The sequence below is a fragment of the Amphibacillus sp. MSJ-3 genome (genome assembly GCF_018919165.1).
In the GTDB taxonomy this organism is placed as follows: domain Bacteria; phylum Bacillota; class Bacilli; order Bacillales; family Amphibacillaceae; genus Amphibacillus.
The window spans coordinates 104,505-122,508 of sequence record NZ_JAHLQM010000003.1; the positions used below are offsets into that span (position 1 = coordinate 104,505).

17 protein-coding genes, 2 pseudogenes and 1 riboswitch are annotated in these 18,004 nt (G+C 36.5%); of the genes and pseudogenes, 5 read left to right on the forward strand and 14 right to left on the reverse strand.

From position 1 onward, the window contains the following. Positions 1 to 111 precede the first annotated feature (111 nt). A complete protein-coding gene (locus KQI76_RS01905; protein ID WP_216398608.1) occupies positions 112 to 558 on the reverse strand; it encodes an Hsp20/alpha crystallin family protein in 447 nt (148 codons plus the stop codon). 144 nt (positions 559 to 702) lie between these two features. Then, positions 703 to 806, forward strand: a riboswitch (SAM riboswitch). Between the two features lie 88 nt (positions 807 to 894). On the opposite strand from KQI76_RS01905, the gene KQI76_RS01910 reads away from it, so the two are divergent. Then, positions 895 to 2,574 (forward strand): O-acetylhomoserine aminocarboxypropyltransferase/cysteine synthase family protein, encoded by a 1,680-nt coding sequence (locus KQI76_RS01910; protein ID WP_216398609.1) that lies wholly within the window; start codon positions 895 to 897, stop codon positions 2,572 to 2,574. Between the two features lie 130 nt (positions 2,575 to 2,704). Here KQI76_RS01910 and KQI76_RS01915 read toward each other — a convergent pair whose 3' ends face one another. Next, the gene (locus KQI76_RS01915; RefSeq protein ID WP_216398610.1) at positions 2,705 to 5,326 is read right to left on the reverse strand and encodes a YhgE/Pip domain-containing protein; all 2,622 of its coding nucleotides are present in this window, start codon (positions 5,324 to 5,326) and stop codon (positions 2,705 to 2,707) included. 123 nt (positions 5,327 to 5,449) lie between these two features. Then, on the reverse strand, positions 5,450 to 6,025 hold the full coding sequence (locus KQI76_RS01920; protein ID WP_216398611.1) for a TetR/AcrR family transcriptional regulator: 576 nt from the start codon (positions 6,023 to 6,025) through the stop codon (positions 5,450 to 5,452). A 588-nt stretch (positions 6,026 to 6,613) separates the two neighbouring features. On the opposite strand from KQI76_RS01920, the gene KQI76_RS01925 reads away from it, so the two are divergent. Then, entirely contained in the window at positions 6,614 to 7,555 is a 942-nt protein-coding gene (locus KQI76_RS01925) for a GDSL-type esterase/lipase family protein (protein WP_216398612.1), read from the forward strand. Positions 7,556 to 7,866: 311 nt separating this feature from the next. Further along, on the forward strand, positions 7,867 to 8,490 hold the full coding sequence (locus KQI76_RS01930; RefSeq protein ID WP_216398613.1) for a YpmS family protein: 624 nt from the start codon (positions 7,867 to 7,869) through the stop codon (positions 8,488 to 8,490). 68 nt (positions 8,491 to 8,558) lie between these two features. On the opposite strand, the gene KQI76_RS01935 is transcribed toward KQI76_RS01930, so the two are convergent. The 7 genes from KQI76_RS01935 to KQI76_RS01965 form a co-directional block, all read right to left on the reverse strand. Continuing rightward, a complete protein-coding gene (locus tag KQI76_RS01935; RefSeq protein WP_216398614.1) occupies positions 8,559 to 9,377 on the reverse strand; it encodes a DUF4097 family beta strand repeat-containing protein in 819 nt (272 codons plus the stop codon). Between the two features lie 4 nt (positions 9,378 to 9,381). Then, the gene (locus KQI76_RS01940) at positions 9,382 to 9,960 is read right to left on the reverse strand and encodes a DUF1700 domain-containing protein (protein ID WP_216398615.1); all 579 of its coding nucleotides are present in this window, start codon (positions 9,958 to 9,960) and stop codon (positions 9,382 to 9,384) included. A gap of 234 nt (positions 9,961 to 10,194) precedes the next feature. Continuing rightward, on the reverse strand, positions 10,195 to 10,824 hold the full coding sequence (locus tag KQI76_RS01945) for a response regulator (protein WP_216398616.1): 630 nt from the start codon (positions 10,822 to 10,824) through the stop codon (positions 10,195 to 10,197). A 5-nt stretch (positions 10,825 to 10,829) separates the two neighbouring features. After that, a complete protein-coding gene (locus KQI76_RS01950) occupies positions 10,830 to 11,855 on the reverse strand; it encodes a sensor histidine kinase (protein ID WP_216398617.1) in 1,026 nt (341 codons plus the stop codon). After that, positions 11,852 to 12,571 carry a cell wall-active antibiotics response protein LiaF gene (liaF, locus tag KQI76_RS01955; RefSeq protein ID WP_216398618.1) on the reverse strand — a complete coding sequence of 240 codons (720 nt, stop codon included), beginning with the start codon at positions 12,569 to 12,571 and terminating at the stop codon, positions 11,852 to 11,854. The genes KQI76_RS01950 and liaF overlap by 4 nt, the downstream gene beginning before the upstream one ends. 67 nt (positions 12,572 to 12,638) lie before the next feature. Continuing rightward, entirely contained in the window at positions 12,639 to 13,268 is a 630-nt protein-coding gene (locus KQI76_RS01960; protein ID WP_216398619.1) for a PspA/IM30 family protein, read from the reverse strand. A gap of 18 nt (positions 13,269 to 13,286) precedes the next feature. Then, positions 13,287 to 13,595: a lmo0954 family membrane protein gene (locus KQI76_RS01965; protein WP_216398620.1), complete on the reverse strand. Its 309-nt coding sequence runs from the start codon at positions 13,593 to 13,595 to the stop codon at positions 13,287 to 13,289. Between the two features lie 114 nt (positions 13,596 to 13,709). Between KQI76_RS01965 and KQI76_RS01970 the strand changes: the two are divergent. After that, positions 13,710 to 14,218, forward strand: a pseudogene (locus KQI76_RS01970) (transposase); the annotation flags it as partial. On the opposite strand, the gene KQI76_RS01975 reads toward KQI76_RS01970, so the two are convergent. Beyond that, positions 14,215 to 14,874 (reverse strand): hypothetical protein, encoded by a 660-nt coding sequence (locus tag KQI76_RS01975; RefSeq protein ID WP_216398621.1) that lies wholly within the window; start codon positions 14,872 to 14,874, stop codon positions 14,215 to 14,217. The pseudogene KQI76_RS01970 and the gene KQI76_RS01975 sit on opposite strands and share 4 nt — an antisense overlap. A 218-nt stretch (positions 14,875 to 15,092) precedes the next feature. Here KQI76_RS01975 and KQI76_RS01980 point away from each other — a divergent pair. Continuing rightward, positions 15,093 to 15,298 (forward strand): annotated as a pseudogene (locus tag KQI76_RS01980) (transposase); the annotation flags it as partial. Positions 15,299 to 15,477: 179 nt separating this feature from the next. On the opposite strand, the gene KQI76_RS01985 reads toward KQI76_RS01980, so the two are convergent. Genes KQI76_RS01985 through KQI76_RS01995 form a run of 3 tightly spaced genes read right to left on the reverse strand, consistent with a single transcriptional unit; the run spans position 15,478 to position 18,004 of the window. Then, entirely contained in the window at positions 15,478 to 16,350 is an 873-nt protein-coding gene (locus KQI76_RS01985; RefSeq protein ID WP_216398622.1) for a metal ABC transporter permease, read from the reverse strand. Further along, positions 16,347 to 17,267: a metal ABC transporter permease gene (locus KQI76_RS01990; protein WP_216398623.1), complete on the reverse strand. Its 921-nt coding sequence runs from the start codon at positions 17,265 to 17,267 to the stop codon at positions 16,347 to 16,349. The genes KQI76_RS01985 and KQI76_RS01990 overlap by 4 nt, the downstream gene beginning before the upstream one ends. Before the next feature lie 2 nt (positions 17,268 to 17,269). Continuing rightward, positions 17,270 to 18,004, reverse strand: coding sequence for a metal ABC transporter ATP-binding protein (locus KQI76_RS01995; RefSeq protein ID WP_216398624.1), 735 nt, complete (start codon positions 18,002 to 18,004; stop codon positions 17,270 to 17,272).

Sequence of the window (18,004 nt, forward strand, 5' to 3'; positions counted from 1 at the left end):
CTTAGATGTTTTACTTTTGAGGGGCTACCAGTCAGTAAATCTACGATAAAAAAAGACTATACTTCTTTATTTTAAATACGTAATTTTTACTTAAAGTACTGGAAAGATCAGCTAGTCAATAGATAAATCGCGTTTTTTTATCGCTTGCTTTTTTGCTTTTACTTTAAGTAAACCATGATCAAAAGAAGCTGTTATTGTTGAAGGAATCACTGAGCCAGGTAAGGAGAGAATGCTTTCCCGTGCTCTCTGGAATTGTCTAAACTGATAAAAATCCCTTTGATCATCTTTTATTTCCTGTTGTTGTTTTTCTGTCACTCGAACGATTAATCGGTTATCTGCGATTGATAAGTGAATACGATCTTTAGTCACACCTGGTAATTGGAAGGTTGCTATCCACTCATCTGAAGTATTTTTGACATAGGTAGGTATTTGCCGATTTTGAAAAAATTGATCAATGGAGGCAAGTAAACTATCGTCAGGATAGCCTTGAAATAAATCATCCATCTTTTTCACCCAATTACGTGCGAGTTTCAGAAAATCTGGATCATGCTCTGTCATTATTCTCACACTCCTATCTTTAATTAATTTATGCACTAGTCAAAAAAACTGTGTCATTGCATTAATTTCTAAATAATTTAAATTTTTCAAAAATATCTTGACGATTCATTAATTCTCATCTATAATCCTTTATAATATGTTTGACTCTTATTATGAGTGGCAGAGGGAATAGGCCCTATGAAGCCCGGCAACCAGCATTAGGCAAAGGTGCTAATTCCTACAGATTGATTAAATCTGGAAGATAAGAGGGAGTTTAGAAACACTACCCCTCTTCTTTAACTAAGAAGAGGGTTTTTTTAAACAAAGTTCAGATCAAAATCGAAGGGGAGTTTCGAAATGACAAATGGTTTTCCGCAGTCTTTAGGAGCAGAGACACTATTAATTCACGGGGGACAAGAGGTCGATCCTCTTACTCGTTCACGGGCAATCCCAATCTATCAGACAACTTCTTATGTTTTTCGAGATACAGAACACGCACAGAATTTATTTGGCTTGACTGAGTCAGGGAATATCTACTCTCGGATGATGAATCCAACAGTAGATGCATTTGAAAATAGAGTAGCGTTACTGGAAGATGGAGTGGCTGCAGTTGCAACTGCATCGGGGATGGCTGCCATTACATTAGCTATCTTAAATATTGCTGAAGCCGGAGATGAAATTATTACCGACAGCAATTTATACGGTGGAACATTTAATTTATTTGATCAAACCTTACCTAAATATGGGATTAATGTGGTCTTTGTTGATGGAACAGATCCAGAGAACTTTAGAGCAGCTATCACTGATAAAACAAAGGCAATTTTTGCTGAAACCATTACAAACCCTTCTTTATATGTCTTTGATATTGAAGCCGTTGCTAATATTGCTCATGAAAACGGGATCCCATTACTTATTGATAATACCTTCGCGACGCCTTACGGAGCTAACCCAATCAAATGGGGGGCCGATGTAGTGATTCATTCTGCAACGAAATGGATTGGTGGACATGGAACAAGCATCGGTGGTCTTGTCATTGATGGTGGCCGTTTTAACTGGAATAATGGTAAATTTCCTGGTTTCACTGAACCAGACGAATCTTATCATGGGATTCGTTTCGGTACAGACGTTGGCCCTGCAGCTTTCGCTGTAAAGTTACGGGTTCAATTATTACGTGACATGGGACCAGCCCTAAGTCCGCAAAATGCCTTTTACTTTTTACAAGGTTTAGAAACACTTAATCTCAGAGTAAAACGCCATAGTGAAAATACAGAGCGTGTTGTTAAATATTTACTTGATCATCCGCAAGTTGACTGGGTGAATTATCCCGGACTGGAATCAAACCCGTCATTCGCATTAGCGGAAAAATATTTAACAGATACATACGGATCGATCATCACCTTTGGCGTTAAAGGTGATCGTGAAGTTGGCCGTCAAGTGATTGATCACGTAAAACTATTCTCACATGTTGCCAATGTTGGGGATGCGAAGTCACTTATTATTCATCCTGCTTCAACAACACACCAACAATTAAGTGCAGAAGGTTTAGAAGCTAGCGGTGTATCAGAAACGCTCATTCGATTATCAATTGGACTAGAAAGTTATGCCGATATTGTAGCTGATCTGGATCAGGCTATTGCTCATGCAACAGGAACTGAACCAACAATTAAAACTACACTTGATGATGCTGTTCGTTGGGCACTTGAATCGCCATTTGCTCGTGAAGCTGATGGTATTCGCCCAAAAAATATTGTCGTTGCAGGCGATCATTCCAAACATAATTGTTTAAAAAAACTCGCTAAGCTCGGCTTCCAATACACTGATCTTACTAATAACGATCAGCCAATTGATATTTTATTTGTTGTTGATCCGAGTGCTGTGCACCAACTACCTAGTGATGCGAAAATTGTTTGGTTCAGAAGCCAAGAAGATTATAGTCATTTAAAGGCTGAAGCTGAAGCAAATGGGCAATTTGTTGTTGATAATCAATGCTTATTCCGAACTGCTAATCAAATTCGTCTAAATCCAAAGCATGATTAATGTGACGATCTAGACTGACGAAATCAATTAGATAAGTGAAATAACACTTAGCTTTCTTATATCATTCTAGATAAAAATATAGCGTTAGCGAGTTTTTACTCACTAACGCTATATTTATTTAATTTGATAATTAGGCGCTAAACTCTTCCATATTTTGATCAGATTGTTTTCTATATTGGATAACAAAATATGTCCATGTTGAGATAATAAATAGTGTCATAAATAGAATCAATACACCTGCATTTGCCCACATTGTACTATAGTCACCACTTGAAATAACAGCTTTAAAACCAAATACTGAATAAGTCATTGGTAGAATAGTATTGAATGGTTGCAATACTCTAGGAATCAATTCTAGCGGGAATGTTCCAGCACTTGTTGTTAACTGTAAGATTAAGATTAGGATCGCAATAAAACGACCAGGGTTATCTAAAACAGTTACAAAGAATTGAATTAAGGTAATAAATGTTATACTTGTAATAATCGCAAACAAGATAAACCGTGGAACACTTTGAACATTAATACCTAATCCTAGAAGTAAAATTGTACAAGCAATTAGGGCTTGTAAAACACCTACTCCGGCTAATGCAAGGAACTTACGTAAGAACCATTCTGTACCGCTACTTGGAACAGTTGATGTTTCCCGTAATGGGTAAACAATAGAAAGTAATAATGCCCCAACGAATAGACCAAGTGATAAGAAGTATGGTGCAAAACCAGTACCATAGTTTGGTACCTCATTGATTCCCTCATTTTCTACACCAACTGGACTAGCAAACATATCTTTCGTTTGCTCAGATACATTAATATCTTTTGCCGTATCTGACGCAGTGGTCATTTCTTCAAAGAATAACTCTGTTCCATCGACAAGGGTATTTGTACCATCATGTAAATCAACGGATCCCTCTGCTAATTGATTTGTTCCATCTTGAAGTTGAGCAGTGGCATCTAATAAAGTACCCATTCCAGTTTGAAGTTCATTTGTACCTGAAACAAGGTCATTTGAGCCATTGTTTGCAAGACTGAATGCGTCGGTAAACTTATACATATTTTGCACGTAACTACTTTGGCCATTACGTAGTGCAGTAGATCCTTGAACTAGATCATTTGTTCCTTGACCTAAAGCTTGAACACCTGCATAAAGTTGTTTTTGTCCATCATTAATTTGGTTGACACCAGATTGAAGTTGGCCAATTGGTTCATTTAATGCTGTTTTTATTTCAGTCTCTAAATCTTTGGCAATTGAATCTAGGTTCGCCTCTAATTTAGCTTCATAGCCATCGAGTATTCCATCGACTTGAACAACCGCAGTATCTAATGCTTGATTAACACCAGCAGTGATTTTTGGTTCTGTTTTTTCTTTAATCATTTGTTCCAATTGTTTTTGTTGTGCATCTGTTATTTCAACATTAGCTAATACATTATTTAAAGTTTCTTGGAGCTTAGTAGCTACCATTTGTTGAATAACATTATAATCAGGATCTAATTTCCCTAACGCTTCTTCAATGACTTCATCTGGTACATCTGCTTGTTCTAAAACTTCTCTCATTTCTTGTTTAGTTTGGTTGATACTAGGTTCTGATACCTCACGAATTGATTGGGTAATTCCTAATACAATTTGATTCATATCTAACTGTTCTGCTGCACCTTTAACAATATTTCCTGCTTCATTCGCAATCGTTTCAGCTGCACCACTTGCAATTTCATTTGTTAATTGTTTTGAAATGACTGGTGATAGTTCATCTTTTTTAACCATAATTGCTTGACTTAGCTTTTTACGGATTGGGTCTTTTTGTTCCATTACAGTTGTTTTTATTTTATTTGCCATTTCTTTTGGTAACTCTTGTTGAAATGTTGCTAACCCTTGATTCACCTGATTCGTACCAGAGATTAAGGCTGGAATATTTTGTTCGAGTTGATTAACACCGTTATTAGCAACCTTCATCCCATCATCTAATTGTTCAGTCCCTGATTGAACTTCAACAGAAGCATCTCTTAGCTTCTCACTATTATCGTAAAGCTCTTGAATTCCTGATGATAATGTGCTTGCACCATCTGCAAGTTGATCGACACCATCAGCGGCGGTTCCAACACCCTCTGCATATTCAACCATTTTTTCAGAAAGTGTGACTAAGTTTGTTGAAATTAGCTCAGCACCTTCATCCAATTCATGTGCACCATCATTTAGCTGTTCTGTTGCATCTTTTGCATCACTTGCTAAATCTTTTACATCATCTACTTTATCTAATACTGTATCTGTGTATGTTTTTGTAATTTCCTCTTGTAGTTCTTGTTGAATCTGTAACATAGCTGTTTCTCCCATTTGGGAGGCTAAAAAGTTATAACTTTCATTCGGTACATAAACGAGTTCTAATTTTTGTGGATGATCTACCACAGTCGTTGCGTTTTTCGAAAAGTCTTGCGGAATCTCAATTAAAATATAGTAATCTTGATTCTGAAGTCCAAGATATCCTTCGTCTTTGTTAACAAAATTGAAATCGTAATCTTCCTCTTTCATCCTATCAACCAGCTCATCACCCACTTGGAGCAGTTCACCTTCATATATATATCCTTGGTCCTCATTGACTACAGCAATTGGTATATCATTTACATTTTCATATGGGTCCCAAAATGCCCATAAAAACATTCCTGAATAAAGGATCGGGATAAATATAACTGCAGTGATCGAAATGAGCAGTTTTTTGTTTTGTAATAATTTAAAATTATCTCTATTAAATAAAGATTTAAACATGTAGATTCTCCCTCCTAAAAAACAAATGAATTAAATCAACCATTCAATATATTCTTTCTTAATATCATTTATAACCATCTGACCAAAATGGACGGTTGGTCATATTTGGGCTAAAAAATCGGATTATCTAATGGATAATCCATTGAAAATATATGTTTGGAATATTTCTGCTATCTCTTCTTTAGATAATGGTTCTCGTGATTTTTCCCAATCAAATATTAAAGAAATATAAGTTACAAGTATAATGTAAGCAAAAATATCCGGATCACATTTTTTAATTTCACCACGTTTAACGGCAATCTCAATTTTATTACGAATAAATGTGAGGATGGATTCTTCGACTTTGTCAAGTACATTATTAACGATCGGGGTACCGATATCTCGCTGTTCTTGCACGAGTTTAATCATTAATTGATGCTCCCGTCTAAAGTCTAACATTTCAAATAATGCATGATGGACATTTTCCTGGAAGCTTCTCCCTGGTACAATCACGATCGCTGCTTTTTCCTCCATATCTTCAATCAGCTTCGTAATAATTTCATTGAATAATTCCTCTTTATTAGCAAAGAAAGTATAAATTGTACCTTTTCCAACATTAGCAAGTTTGGCAACTTGGTCCATTGTTGTTGCTTTATAACCAAATAAAGAAAATGATTGTGTAGCAGCATTTAGTATGTCCTGTCTACGATCCACAGCCACTTTATATCACCTACCTTTTTATAAAATGACCAAAAAACTAAACTGGTCAATCGGACATTCCTTATTATAACATGATTTTTTTATATTGCAATACTTTTATTTAAAAAATGTTTAACAAATACAGCAAAATTTTTATCAGTGGGCGTTGGGCCTACAGAATCTAGGTTTTGCAGACCTTACAACAGGACCTGTTGAGTTTAGTGTGTGTTCCTTCTCCACTGATTGGGACTGGAAACGCGGTTACTCGTCCCATCTAAGGGATTTGCGACTACCATAGGGGATGACCTAAAGACCCCTGAATCAATCCGGTCGCTAGAGTCACTTGATCTCCCATCTACAATGCTTACCTTCCTTCAAATGCTTGAAGTGAGAGTCTTACTGACAGTTACACTGCGGTAAATCCAACGTAATATCTGCTTCAGTCTAGTTAAATAGGGAGTCATGATTAGCGATATTCCATTAACTTCTATCCCCTCTTTCAAAAATCAGGTAAATTATTTATAATACAAAAAATCGCTACGTTTTATTTTTTAAATTAAGGGGAATATATATGATTATACAAATTATTTTCGAATGGGTGTTTTTATAATGTCACGACGACGAAAAAAAATGTTTTTAGGATTTGCTCTTTCCGCTTTTATTATTGGCGTTTTTTTATTTCTCATATTTAGACCGAATCGAATTAACCTAACTACAACAACAGAACCCGAACAAGAGCCGATTGATGAAGTGATTGACCAGGTTGAAAATATGGATGAAGAAGTTCAATCAACAACAAATGATTTATCCCAAAATTTAAAAGAGGCCGTTGACCAAACCATTAGCGTCTTTGTCCAAAATGATTATCATATATCAGCAATTGGTGACTCCTTAACACAAGGTGTTGGAGACGAAATCAATAGTGATGGCTATTTAACGACATTGAAACGTCGATTAACAGATATGGATTATCGTGTTCGGATTGAGAATTTTGGTAAACGCGGAAATCGAACTGATCAACTGATTGAAAGAATTGAAGAGGAAAGTGCTATTCAACGCTCGATTCGACGGGCAGATATCGTTTTATTAACAGCAGGTGCAAATGATATTATGCAAATTGTTCGTGAAAATATTCTTAATCTAGATGAAGATATTTTTGATTTAGAACTTGATCATTATGAAGAACGATTAATTGATCTATATGAGTTAATTAACTCATATAATGAAGATGCGGAGATTTATTTAATCGGTTTCTATAATCCCTTTGAAAGTTATTTTAATGATATTGAAGCTCTAGAGGATATACTAATCAAATGGAATGAAACAGGTGAAACAGTTTTTGAAAGCTATCCAAATGGACACTTCATCCCGATCCATGATTTATTTCAAATTAATCAAATCAATTTATTAGCTGATGATAATTTCCATCCAAACGAAACCGGCTATTCTTTAATGGGGGCGCGAGTGCTTAACTCCATCGAACCAATGCTTGAAAATTTAGCGGCAGAGCAAGACATTGATAACGATGATGAGGGGATTTCAATGGAATGACCCTTTACTTCTAAGCAATCTTACCATTCAAAGTAACCACTCTCTATTTTAATAAAAGAAACCTTCATTTATTGAAAGTATAGCGGATTACAGCGGGATTGATGGCAAAAAAGTAAAATGAAACTTCACTCAGTGGGCATCTTCATCCCCCACTGAGTGTTGGATGAAGAAACCCAGTTTTTTTCTGACTGTTGTTCCTACATTTATCATTCGACGGTTTCCCTTGTATAAATGTAGCGGAGGTATATAGTCAGTTATGCTGTGATAAAAAGCTCTGTTTCATTATTTTTTTAAAAAGAAGGTGATCAGATATGAAGGAACGTAATTGGCAACTTTACTTCCTTATTTTATTTGGAGCTAATGTTGTTTTAATAACTACTTTTGCTATTTTCATATTTTCAACACCGCCTAAGTCTGATCCTCTACCTACTCCTGTTTACATAGATGAACCTGGTGCAGAATTTAAAGTCGAGTCGACTAAAGAGGACTTAAATGAACTTATTAATGATTATTTAGATCGAGTATTATTGGCAGATGGAGCGGATTTTACCGTTTATATTGATCAAGATATCCAACTGACCGGATCCTTAATGGCGTTTGGCACCGCCATTCCTTTAAATATTCGAATGGAACCAGTCGTACAGAAAAATGGAGATATTGTTTTATCGATGACTGAAATGTCACTTGGTTTATTAAATTTACCGAAGGATCGAATTTTACATTATATTAATCGACAGATCGATACACCTGATTGGCTCTATTTTGATTCGCAAAATGAACAACTTTATGTAGCAGTCACACAGATTGATATTCAAAGTAATTTCCGCTTTAGTGTTCAAGAACTCGATTTAACAGATGAGGATATTTCCTTTCTAATTAAAATCCCACAGGCTGGAGTGATCCCAGCAGATGAGAATGCCGTCACAAAAGACTGATTTAAAATAGCAAACTAGTGCAAGTTGATCAACATTTTGCCTAGCTTGCTATTTTTTTATCGCTAGATTTAATCTTCCCATTCAATGAATATATCACCTAGATCGCTTTTCGCTCTTAATATGGGATCGTGGCGATTGCCCTTCTCAATAACAGGAAAATCAACTCCTCTGATTTCACCTAATTCTGATTCTAAATGAAGGGTATAATCTTCTGGCTCAGGCGGTAATTGAATCGTAATATCACCAATATCAGCATAAGCCTCGATATTGCCCTGCCATTCTAGTAAACAAAGCTTAAGGTCACCAACTTCTGATTGTAGGTACCATTCTCCAGTTACCCTCGTTAAATCAATATCGCCTACATTTACCTCGGCCCTAGCTTGATTCAATTCAAGATTACTCCCCGAAATACCACCGACATCGACATTGCCAGTAAACTGCTCCAATTCAAGATCATTTAACATAACATGGCCAACATCAAGATCAACTTCAACCTTACCAGAAAAGGTCTTCGGTAATCCGACCTTTAATTCAAGCTCTTTGTTGAAGATGCTTGGAATGAAGGACAAGGAGGGCATAACCCCCTTATATTGAGTAAGGGTTAGGTAAAGCGTATGATCAGACTGATCTACTGTAAATATATCCTCTATTGTCATCGTACTGACACCACTTATATTAACAACAATTTGATCAGAATCACTCTTATAAAAATTAACATTCGAGACATCACTATTAACAATAATCGAGTCAACGGAATCACTCTCTATAGATAGCTCCTTTTCAACCCTTTCCACTGGCTTGATACTAGTGAATTGATCCCAGTGGAATATTGTCCCTGCTGCACCAATAACGAATACAAATAAACCGACTAAAGCAAACTTTTTCATCTTTTCACCCCTTTACCAATCGGGTCATGCCATTGAAGTATAGATGAATCAATCGATTTGATAATCGCGTGAGATAATGCATCGCAACAAATAAAAGAATCCCCAGTCCACAAACAGCTAAAACAGGATAGAGCTCCGGAAATGACCACAGTCCACCATGCCAAAAGGCGAATAATGGGGTCATCATTAATACAATTGAGAGAAACCAAAAGGTAAGTCCGATTAAAAATATTGCTAATGCAGGGAATAATACAATCGTTAGATTAAACAGGATAAGCATAATAAGAGCAAAAACATTTACCTTATGCTTGGTTTGTTTTATGCTTTGATCACCCCAGTCCTCCTCAAATGAATCATGTTTAAAAGATTGATCTAATTCAAACTGATCGGCATAAAGAGCTAACTCCTTTTCAGCATTTGCCTTCGCACGTCCCAATGATAAAATCGCATCCTGTTCCGAGCGCCCTTCGAGCTCAGCAATTTTAAATTGATCATGATACATTTCGATAATATCATGTCGCACTTCATCTGGAAGTGAACGAAGATGGTAGTCTAATTCTTGTAGGTATCTTTTTTTATTCATGTTACCCCTCCACTTCTATAATCATTTTAGGTAGCTTGTGGATCTCACAATGTTCCTAAATAATAATTCTCTAGCCTATGATATTCCGACAATCTACATTCACTGACTGATTTGGTTTGGCTTTTTAACATACTTTAACATGGGTAGGTAAGTTTTTAACTAGCGCAGATTAGCTGACTGTAAGACCTTCACTGAGTTAAGCTTTTTTTTTCCTTCACATACCACTTAGATCATTTAGACAAGTTTATGCTGATGGGCATAAATTGCTGCTTGGGTTCGATCTTTGACTTCAAGCTTACTTAAAATATTACTCACATGGACTTTTGTTGTTTTTAAAGCAATAAATAATTGATCGGCAATTTCCTGATTTGTTTTCCCCTCCGCAATAAGTAACAAAATTTCCATTTCACGTGCTGTAAGTTCATCATGTAAGTTTGGCTTTGTTGCACCACGCATTTTAGCCATCACCTTACTAGTTACCTCTTGTTCAAAAACAGATTCTCCACGGACTGTCTTTCGAATTGCATTTGCGATATCACTTGCCTTTGATGTTTTCAACAAGTAACTAGTTGCCCCCGCTTCTAAGGCAGGATAAACCTTATCATCATCAACAAAACTTGTCACCATCAGAATTTTTGCTTCTGGCCATTGTTTAATAATTTCTTTCGTTGCTTCAATCCCATCCATTTTATCCATCACAATATCCATTAAAATTAGATCGGGTCTTAATTTGAGCGCAAGATCAATAGCTTCCTCCCCATTCTCCGCTTCACCAACCACGTCAATATCCTTTTGCGTTGCTAAATAAGTGGTAACCCCAATTCGAACCATTTCATGATCATCAACAAATAAAACACGTATCATTTTTATCATCCTTCACTATTAATTGGGACCCGAACGGTTACCTTTGTCCCTTGTCCCGGTAAACTTACAATCCGAAATTGACCGCCTATTTCCATCGTTCGTTCCTGCATATTTGTTAACCCATATGATCCCGACTGTTCTTTTTCGCTGTCAAATCCCACGCCATCATCAACGACTGACAAAATTGCGATTCCCTCACGAGCAATGAATAAGACATCTAATTGATTTGCCTTTGAATGGCGCAATGCATTTGACAAGGACTCTTGTAAAATACGAAAAAGATGATCTTCTACTGCCCGGTTCAAGTGTAAATCCTCTAAATGCCAATTGATTGAAATTGGAATCTTCTCGATAAGCTCTGATAGAAGTTGATCGATTCCTTCTTTAAGCGAGTGGTTTTTCAAAGCGATTGGGCGTAAATGAAGTAATAATGCCCGCATTTCTAGTTGCGCTTGTTGAATCATCTGTTCAATTTGACCTAAAACTTGCATTAATTGCTGGGATTCATCTGTCGCAATTTCGTTAATGGCGGATACTAACATAGAAGCTGCAAATAATTCTTGACTAACAGAATCATGTAATTCCCGTGCTAAACGATTACGTTCTTCAGTCAAGCGAGCTTCAATTTGTTCCTCCTGATCCTCAAGTTGTTCACTCATCACTTCTTGCATCCTCTTGGTCACCTGATGAAGTTGTTGCTGAACACCATTAATTAAGTGGACAATCTGTGCTGTATCCTTTATTTGTCCATAATAGAGAACTTTCTCTTCTGATCGACCAGATCCAACTTGTTCAAGAGCAGTTTTAATAAATTGTAGTTCTTTTCTTTGTAGCTGATAAGAGAGCAAGCCGATTAAAACACCGACCATTAAGGTAGCCATCACAATACTAACAATTAATGGAAAACCACCAAAGGTCTCTAACCAAAGCAACCGCCAATCAAGAAAATCAAATTGATTAAAGATAAGAAGAACGAGGAATAAAGAAAGTAAGCTGGTTAAGACGATTCCTCTAATGATTGCTTTTCTCATCCCCGACTCACCTCAATCTTACCGGCAAGTATCGTTGTATAAACCTTCACCCTTTGTGGCGCCTTTTGGTAATTCTCTGTTTGATAATGAATCACACGATTAACGACTTGATCATCTCCATAACCAAAAATATCTACCGATCCGATAAGCACTGAATGATGAATGCTTAGTTCAACATCATAAGGCACGATAATCTTAATCTTACCAGCAAGATTTCGAAGTAAAATAACGGGTTCCCCTTTTGGCAATACGGTTTGTCTTAAGTCAATCACTGTTTCGCCAAAAAGCTTTTGGATGTTGATATCCTGCCAGCGATAGGGCTGATTACCGATTTCCTGCTTACCAAACCATTGATTAGAAAAGAGGACTTCACTTTCCTCTAACACTTCCTCACTAAATTGCAAAAGTGTAGGCTCTGATTTATCCTCCCTTATCTTCTGAAAATAATAAATCACAAACCAAATAACAGGGATGGCAAGTAAAACTCTAAAGAATATCGTTTCTAATAAATTAATCCCAACTCCTAAAATCCCAAGCCAAAAGAGAATCCGATATTCTTGTCGATAGTAATAATTCCAAGCGATTAAACTAACTCCCCCACAAATAAGTGTCCAAACAATGTGTTTAGAATCCAAGAAAATAAATTCAATTAGAAAAATAACTAAAATCAGCAAAATAATATACGGAATAGGTTTTTTATTAAATAGGTTAAACATATTCGTTCCCCTTTAAGGTTTAAATAGGTAGTCAAGTTGCACTCGACTACCTATAGCGTACACTAACCTACTTTGAAATTAAATCTCTTTTTTCTAATTCTGAAAACCGTGCATCTAAAGTATAGCGCCGTTCATCTGTTTTAACTTGCCGTTCCAACCGTTCAATATAATCTTCAGCCTCAGCAAATTTAGAGTGACTATGATCAAAAGAGTCAGTTTGGAGCACCTTGTTGATTCCTTTATGGACTCGAGCGATATTTTCTCGTCCTCTAAGTTCCAAGCGTTTCACATAGAGATTTTTCAATTGATGCTGCATATCACTATATTTCAATTCAATTTCTTCAATTTGTGTCGTTGTTGAATCATTTAATTTTGATAATTGGTCAACACGAACTTGATATTGATCAGCCTCTACCTTTGCTTCTTCATATAATTCAGTTTCTGACATTTTCTCGGCTAAGGCCATTTGACGTCTTCGTTTATCAAGCATAAATTCAGCTTGTTTTAGTTCTCTTTGATAAGATTGCTTAATCTTGTACTGCTTCTCAATCAAAATTTCTAGCTTTTTCACCTCATTCTCACAATTACGAATATGTTGATTTAAATGGGCCATCGGATGTTTCTCCTCTTTCTGGTCTAACAGTTCATGGAAATCTGCAACAACCGCATCTTTCATTCGGGTAAATAAATTTGTCATTGTCTTTTCGCTCCTTTTTTAATCAATCATCCAATCCGGATCTTCTTTTTGATCATTTTCTCTTTTATACTGTGAATAGGCATAGTACAAAAGAATAACTGCTGCGACACCAACGATTGCAGGTGTATTTGATAGCGACATTGATAATCCAATTAAGCCAAGTATTCCCCAGCCTACTTTTGACACAAGTGATTCGGTTAATAGAAACCGCCGTGCACTATAGTAAACAATTGCAAGTGTTAAGAATAAGCCAATTAGTGGGGCAACACTCACTAGGATAATCATACCGGCAACTATTGTAACGATGAACAAAATGAATAATCGCATAGTGTTCAGCCTCCTTTCGATAAATTAAGTTTATCTATTTATTTACTAAAGGGTAACTGGCTCTAGCTATATCTTTGACTAAGACTTGAGGCTTACTTTAGTTTTCAAGAAGAAGATGCGTATGTGTGCCCGAACGGAGGAAACGTACGGTTTAGCTACCACTCGAAACGGAAGGACAGATACGGATTTTCCGTGAATTTAAAGTCTACGAATGTGAGGACTGTTCAGATTGTCCACTCCGCGATCTATGTACGAAAGCAAAAGAAGGAAACAACCGAAAAGTCTTCATTGATGAAAAGTGGGAATTTCAAAAAGAATATGTACGAAACAAGCTTTCAGAAGAAAAAACTGGTGAAATCTACGGGAAACGTAAAATAGATGCAGAACCAACGTTCAGCTTCTTGAAGGCCAATTTGTGCTTCTCGCGTTTTTCCGTATGAGGCAAAGAGAAAGTGAAAAATAAATTGGGATTTGCGTTGATGGCGGTGAACCTGAGGAAGTTTATTGCCAGAAGCAACAATCCAATAATAGAAGAAAGAAAAATTCCAATAAAAAATAGTTTCATGCAAATTTTAATGCTTGAAACTATTTTTTGGTTAGTTATGTCCCAGCCTTCATACTAAAAGAATTTAATTTGTCGTAAAGTTTGCCGGGCGAGATGTTTGGTTTCCTTAATGCGCTTATCAATAAAAAAGCTATAATGAAACAACGATTTTTTCCAATAACTTATTTCATCCCCGATTGGTTGATGATTAAAATATGGGTATGATTTTAATTCTCCTTGATAGATTAACTTTAATTCACGCCAAGCTCGTAAATCTTGAGGCCGAATCAATCCAGCCGGTTTAGAACCTTGATAGACTCCACATTCTTGAAGTATAGTGGCGACAAACTGTGAACAAAAGTATGCATTATGGCGTCGAAACTCTTTATTCATCATGACACCAAATAATCCTAAAAAATTATAACGATATAAGTGCTTTTGGCCTTCCATAACTAATATTTTTTCGCATAATTGCTGATACTCTTGTTCTGTAACTTTTAATTGATAAATCGCACAGGTTGATCGATTAAAGAAAGATAGATTTAGGTTTTCTCTAATAAACCCCCCGATAAATGGGTTGTTTGGCCGTTTTCGACCAAAGCTATAAACAAGTCGTAATGATCGATCAAGCGAAATCGACACATGATTTAAAGATGTGTTTGTGTAATAGTCGATTGTTTTAGCAAGTAGAGTCCCAGTACTTAAAAAGAGTAAGTAAACTGTTTTCGTCTTCATTTCAACCTCCATTTCATTATAATAGACAGATGGAAGCTTAAAAAAGTTGCAAATAATTATCATCATTATACTGAATATCAGGTTGAATTGTAAGCTTATTCAATAAGATTTATTGGTGAATATAAAAAGAATACTGAAGTTGATGAGTTAAAACAAGGGAGAATACCCTCCTGTTTATAAAAAATAAGAGTCTGGGACATAACTCAGCTAAAATGAAAAAAGAATATGTACGAAACAAGCTTTAGGAGGAAAAACTGATAAAATCTACGGGAAACGTAAAATAGATGTAGAAGCAGTGTTCGGATTCTCGAAGGCCAATTTGTGCTTCTCGCATTTTTCCGTGCGAGGCAAAGAAAAAATGAAAAATAAATTGGGATTTGCGTTGATGGCGGTGAATCTGAGGAAGTTTATCGCCAGAAGCAACAATCCAATAATAGAAGAAAGAAAAAATCCAACAAAAAATGGTTTCAAGCAAATTTTAATGCTTGAAACCATTTTTTTGGTTAGTTTTGTCTCAGCCTCTTATTTTTGTATAGCCATTATGATCTACCGAAATATCCGAGGATTTTCAGAGGCCTTGGGCTTTTCCACCTTGTTTAACATTTACATCGCTTGTTTTGGTCGAATATATTTTGCCATTAGGCCATGTGTCGGTGAGAAAATAAAGCTGATCAGAAAAATTAAACCTGTCATAAATGCCATACTTCCTGAAATTGATGTATCAATCCAAAATGCTAAGTAATAGCCAAGTACCGCAGATAGGACACCAAAAGAACCACTTAGAATAAACATCTTAGCGAGTCGATCTGTCCAAAGATAAGCTGAAGCTGCTGGTGTAATAAGCATAGCAACAACCATAATTGCCCCTACAGCATCAAAAGAAGCAACGGTTGTAACAGAGACAAGACTCATAAATAGATAATGCAAGAATAAAACGGGCATGCCTAAACTAGCAGCAAGCGCAGGGTCAAAGGTCGTAATCTTCCACTCTTTATAAAAGGCTGTGATAAATAAGACAATAATTAACAGAACAACAAATAAAAATGCTGTTGCTTGAGGGATTTCACCAAGGATCGGTAATGTTATGACATGGAATGGGATAAAGGTTATTTCCCCCATTAATGCGTGTTGAACATCTAGATGGGCATTTCCCACTGATGTCGCTATTAGAATAACACCAATCGCGAATAAAGTTGTAAAGACAATACCAATACCAGCATCATGCTGGATATTTAATGATTGAAGCGATTGAACTAAAAATGCGGTTAATAATCCGGCTAAAATCCCACCGATTAACATAGCCACTCCACTGACCTGATTTGTGACTAAGAAAGCGATGACGATCCCTAATAAGACTGTATGACTAATAGCATCTGCCATCATGGCCTGTTTTCTTAAAATTAGAAATACCCCCATGATTCCGCAAGATAGGCCTACTAAAGAGGCTGTTAGAATAATCCAAGCTGAGTATGTCATTTACTTTGAACCTCCTTTTCCGAACTTATTGAAGAGGCTAAATATGCTTTCTGCTGTGATTTAAATTGTATATATTGAATAAGTAAACCTTTTTCTTTCCCCATAACCAAGGAAATTATAAAGAAACTAGCCGCAACAATAACAATAAATGAGCCGGTAGGTAATCCATTTCCGATTGTGCTAATCAAGGTCCCAACCATGCCAGCCATTCCACCAAATATGGCAGATAAGAAAATCATCTGTTTAAAACTTTTTGTCCAATATCGGGCACTAACAGCGGGAATAATCAACATAGCAGACATTAAGATCACCCCAACTGCTTGAATACCGATCACGATTGTCATCACAAAAATTGCAGTATATAAAATATTCATTGTTTTGAGGGAAAGTCCTAAACCACTAGCAAATGCTTGATCAAACAAATAAACTTTCCATTCTTTAAAGCCGACCACAACAACTAAGATCACTAATATGGCTAAAACAACCATCGTAATCACGTCTGATTTCACCATTGCAGCTGCCTGACCATAAATAAAGCTATCTAAACCACTTTGGTTCCCCCCTACTGATCGGTTGGCAACCGTTAATAACATGATTCCAAACCCGTAGAAGACAGCTAAAACTATGCCCATCGCCGTATCTTCAGATATTCGGCTCGATGTTGTGATCCATTGAATTAGATAGGCACCGATTAAAGCACTTATTGCAGCACCTATGATAAGATAAAATAAATTCTTTTCACCAATTAACAAGAAGGCAATGACAACACCAGGTAATGAGGCATGGGAAAGAGCATCACTCATTAGATTTTGTCGTTTCCAATAAACTAAGCAGCCCATTGTCCCAGCCGCAATGCCGAGGACCATTGTACTTAGTAAAACCCATTGGGTATTACTACTTAATAAATTCAACCACATGATTATTCATCCCCCATCCAACGCATGTTACCACCATATGTTTGGACGATATTCTCTTTCGTAAATACTTTTGATGTTTCTCCGTGTTTAATAACTGTATGATTTAATAAAAGTACATGGTCAAAGTAATTTGCTACCGTCTGTAAATCATGATGAACAACCATTACGGTTTTTCCATCGGCAATTAATTCTTTTAAAATCGCCATGATTGCACGCTCTGTTGCGGCATCTACACCTGCCAAAGGTTCATCCATAAAATATAAATCAGCATCTTGAACAAGTGCTCTAGCTAAAAATACACGTTGCTGTTGTCCGCCAGAAAGTTGACTAATTTGTTTATGGGCGTAATCTTCCATACCCATCTTCTTCAAAGCATTGAAGGCCTGCTCTTTATGCAAGCGAGTCGGGCGCTTCAGCCAACCAATCTGACCATATAGCCCCATCGTTACGATATCCAGAGCATCAGTTGGAAAATCCCAATCAACGGAGCCCCGTTGTGGAACATAACCAATTCTACTTTTCACTTTTGAAAGTGGTGAACCAAAAAAGTAAACAGAGCCAGACAATGCAGGATGTAGACCCAACATTGTTTTTATTAATGTTGACTTACCAGCTCCATTTGGACCCACAATCCCCGTTAAAGAGCCCGGTTTTACTTCAAAATTAACATCAGATAGGACGGTATTTTTTTGATAGGCTACGGCTAACCCCTCTACTTTTATAATTGAATTTGTCAT